The sequence below is a fragment of the Bacillus sp. JJ664 genome (genome assembly GCF_036962205.1).
Classification (GTDB): domain Bacteria; phylum Bacillota; class Bacilli; order Bacillales; family Bacillaceae_G; genus Gottfriedia.
In genome coordinates this window covers 1-3,697 of record NZ_JBALMS010000147.1, presented here as the reverse complement: position 1 = coordinate 3,697, position 3,697 = coordinate 1, and the positions used below count along the sequence as shown (strand labels likewise).

Annotated in this window: 4 protein-coding genes; 3 read left to right on the top strand and 1 reads right to left on the bottom strand. The window is 32.0% G+C overall.

The window, feature by feature from the left end; genetic code table 11:
- Positions 1 to 12: 12 nt before the first annotated feature.
- Positions 13 to 930 (bottom strand): branched-chain amino acid transaminase, encoded by a 918-nt coding sequence (locus V7056_RS18460; protein ID WP_499703861.1) that lies wholly within the window; start codon positions 928 to 930, stop codon positions 13 to 15.
- Positions 931 to 1,214: 284 nt separating this feature from the next.
- Between V7056_RS18460 and V7056_RS18455 the strand changes: the two genes are divergently transcribed.
- The 3 genes from V7056_RS18455 (at position 1,215) to V7056_RS18445 (ending at position 3,598) form a co-directional block, all read left to right on the top strand.
- Entirely contained in the window at positions 1,215 to 1,892 is a 678-nt protein-coding gene (locus tag V7056_RS18455) for a serine/threonine protein kinase (RefSeq protein WP_499703860.1), read from the top strand.
- A gap of 245 nt (positions 1,893 to 2,137) precedes the next feature.
- Positions 2,138 to 3,202, top strand: a complete 1,065-nt coding sequence (locus V7056_RS18450) for a DmpA family aminopeptidase (RefSeq protein WP_499703859.1) — start codon at positions 2,138 to 2,140, stop codon at positions 3,200 to 3,202.
- A gap of 57 nt (positions 3,203 to 3,259) precedes the next feature.
- Positions 3,260 to 3,598, top strand: a complete 339-nt coding sequence (locus V7056_RS18445; protein WP_499703858.1) for a DUF3291 domain-containing protein — start codon at positions 3,260 to 3,262, stop codon at positions 3,596 to 3,598.
- Positions 3,599 to 3,697 lie beyond the last annotated feature (99 nt).

The window sequence follows — 3,697 nt, the reverse complement described above, 5'->3', positions numbered from 1 at the left end:
CCTTAATAGCATTTAATAAACAGGTGTACAATATTTCATAAAATTAGGATGTTTTCCCATAGTAATTTGATTATACAATTCTCGTATCTGTTTTGTAATTTCTCCTTCTTGTCCGTAACCAATCATTCTTCGATCAATTTCAATAATTGGTTTAATGCCAATTGCAGTTCCGGTAAAAAAGACTTCGTCTGCCGAATATAGTTCAGTTCGAGAAATGCTTTGTTCCTTAACGGTCATGTGGAAAATATTTTCTGCTAAAGTCATTACAGTTTCACGAGTGATTCCTGCCAATATGTCATCAGATAGAGGGGGCGTAATAAGTTGATTATTACGTACCAAAAATATATTTTCACCTGGACCTTCGCTTACATTTCCTTCCTCAGTTAAGAAAATGGCTTCATCATAACCATTTAAAATAGCTCCGGCTGTTGCTAAAGCCGAATTCATATATCCACCAGTTGTTTTCGCTTGGGGAGGGATCATATTGCTTCCATTTCTGATCCAAGATGAAATACAAACTTTTAGCTCTTTTTGTGGTAAATAGTGACTAACTGTTTCATAGATCATCACTCGGTTATAAGGATCAGTTAAGTTAGGCCTTAGAGTATTGCTTCCTTTAAAGCAGATTGGGCGTATATACGTATCTTCTCGTACATTGTTTAAACGTAATAATTGAATCGTGCACTCAGCTAAATTCGTTGGTGAAAACGGGATATCCATATGTATTGACCTGCCTGAGTGGAAAAAGCGTAAATAATGTTCATATAATCGAAAAACATATAATTGTTGCTGCTCTTCATTCCAAAAAGCGCGGATTCCTTCAAAAAATCCTAATCCATAATTTAAACCTTTATTTCTCAAACTAATAGAAGTTGTCAATTCATCTAGAAAATGACCTTGATCAAATATATAGGCTATACAAATCACCACTTTCAGCTTTGTAGTTTTATAAAAGCTTATTCGGTTTCATGTAAAGAATGCTATAGGAAGAACGCTAAAGTTATTTTTGTTAGAAATAGACTGTAATTAAAATACATATACTGTCAACAAGATGCGAACATAAAATAGAGTAAATCGAAAAATCAGTCCTTAATATTTGGTTTTTAGACCTTTTTACGTTTATAATAATATTAAAATATAATTAAAAATGAATTAGAAGTTTTTAACTAGAATAAGTAAATGATAAAGTAAGTGAATTTGAAGGGAGTGAAAATGTGGAAAATAAGTGGGAAGTTGCAATTGATTCACTCTCAAAAATAACAGTTTTATCAAATCCTAACAATGAACCTGTAACAATTTGTGGTGATTCCGATGATTTAAAATGTATCGGTGTGGGAACTGATGCAGCAGTCTTTCAATCATTTTTTGCTCCAGAGTATGCATTTAAAGTTTATGCAAAAGACAAAGTACATAAAATAAAAGTTGAAGAGAATATATATCATATGATCGGAGACTCGCCATTTTTTTCAAAGTGTTTTGCATCAAATGATCATTTCCTTGTTTTAAGTTATGAGGAAGGGAAAACACTATTTGACTGCATTTTACTCGGTATTCACGTTCCCCAACAAGTAATAGATGATGTGGAAGCTGCTAGAGAATTTGTACGAAATAAGGAGTTAAATCCACGTGATATACATTTGAAAAATATATTGTTACAAAATGGTAGAGCAAAAATACTAGATATATCAGAATATAATCAAACCGGAAATGATTTTAGATGGGAGCATTTGAAAAAAGCTTACGACGATTACTATCACTTAATTGATGGGACTAGTGTACCGTTTTGGGTGTTAGAAACGATTCGAAAGTGGTATAACCATCGCAACAAGTACTTTTCATCTTACGAGGAGTTTATGAAAATAGTTTTGAAACTAACTTCGTTTAAAAAGTAAAAACTAAAAAACTTGATACGAAATAGATATTGTAAGAATGAGTTGCCTAGGTAACTCATTTTTTTCTTTTTTAATAGGCAGGGTTGTAATAGTAGAAAATAGAATCTAAAAGATAGTACGGAGGATTAATTCATTTTCATCATTAATTTAGCACTTGGTGAAATGTACTTTTGATTAAGTCAATTCGAGATCATTTTGTAGAAGAATAGGTAGAACAAGTTTGTTGAAAGTATGGAGGAAAATGTATGTATCATCAAAAACGAATTAGAGACTATGGTGTGAAAATAGGAAAATTAGAAACTGGTAAAAACAACTCTATAACTGACATTGTAGGGATTACAGTTGGTCATGTTACACTCAGTGATGGGGACATTCAAACAGGTATAACAGCAATCCTCCCTCACCAAGAGAATATTTTTAAGGAGAAGTTAATCGCTTCATCACATATCATTAATGGATTTGGTAAAACGATGGGAACAATCCAAATAAATGAATTAGGTACATTAGAAACACCAATTATTTTAACAAATACATTAAGTATAGGTACAGCTGCCGATGCATTAATCGAATACATGCTAGATCATAATCCTGAAATAGGAAGAACAACGGGAACGGTTAATCCAATCGTGTGCGAATGTAATGACATGCATTTAAATGATGTTCGTGCTAGACATATTACAAAAAATCATGTGATAGAAGCATTAAACAATACATCAACAAATGTTACAGAGGGTACAGTTGGAGCAGGTACTGGAATGCTTTGCTATTCATTAAAAGGTGGTATTGGTACATCTTCAAGACTCATGAACTTGGAACATGGGAATTATACAATGGGTGTTTTAGTATTAACTAATTTTGGTATTTTGAGTGATTTAAAAGTAAATGGAAAGGCAGTTGGGGAAGAATTAAGTAAAGCAATTCTTGAATCACGAGAGGAACAAGACAAAGGATCGATTATTATCATCGTAGGAACTGATCTTCCAGTGTCGGAAAGGCAGCTAAATCGAATTATAAAAAGAGCGATTACAGGGCTTTCACGAACGGGTTCAATTATAACAACTGGTAGCGGAGAAGTAGTCATTGGATTTTCAACAGCAACTAGAATACCACATGAAAAAACCACTGATTGTATTTCAATTCCAGTTATCCATGAAGAAGATATTGATTTAGCCTTTAGAGCAATTGGAGAGGCTACTGAAGAAGCTGTTTTGAACTCTTTAATAACAGCAACACATGTTGTTGGAAGAGATGGAAATGAAAGACCAGCTTTTAAGGATTTATTATCTAAGCACAATATTCAATTAATCTAGTAATCATTCGATTACCGAACTTAATTTTCTTTTAAAACTTAAAAAAAGAGGTAAGATATGTTTATTTCAGTTACGAGATTACATTTAAGAGGAAAAAGAAAGTTACCACTATTTTTTTTACATACATTTCAATCAAATCAGCAATTAAAAAAAGCAGAGGGCTTAATACATTCTTCAGTAAGAAATGAGGATTTATTGACATACTGGACTTTAACAGTTTGGGAAAATAAGGAATTTATGAAAAAATACCGAAATAATGGGAATCATTTAAAGGCTATGAAAATATCAAGAAACATTGCAGATGAATTAGAGAAAATAAATTGGGAAGTTGAAAATGAAAAAATTCCTAATTGGATGGAATGTATGGAACAATTACATCAACATTATGGAAGATAAGTGTATCGTCTATTTAAAGACTTAACATAAAACCCTTGAAACCATTAGGTCCAAGGGTTTTTGTCATTAGGTCAAAATATATTGAATAATTTTAAATAT

Bases quoted from the DNA above. Each gene is read 5' to 3' on its own strand.
- V7056_RS18450 (WP_499703859.1), top strand. From the start codon at position 2,138: ATGTATCATCAAAAACGAATTAGAGACTATGGTGTGAAAATAGGAAAA.
- V7056_RS18445 (WP_499703858.1), top strand. From the start codon at position 3,260: ATGTTTATTTCAGTTACGAGATTACATTTAAGAGGAAAAAGAAAGTTA.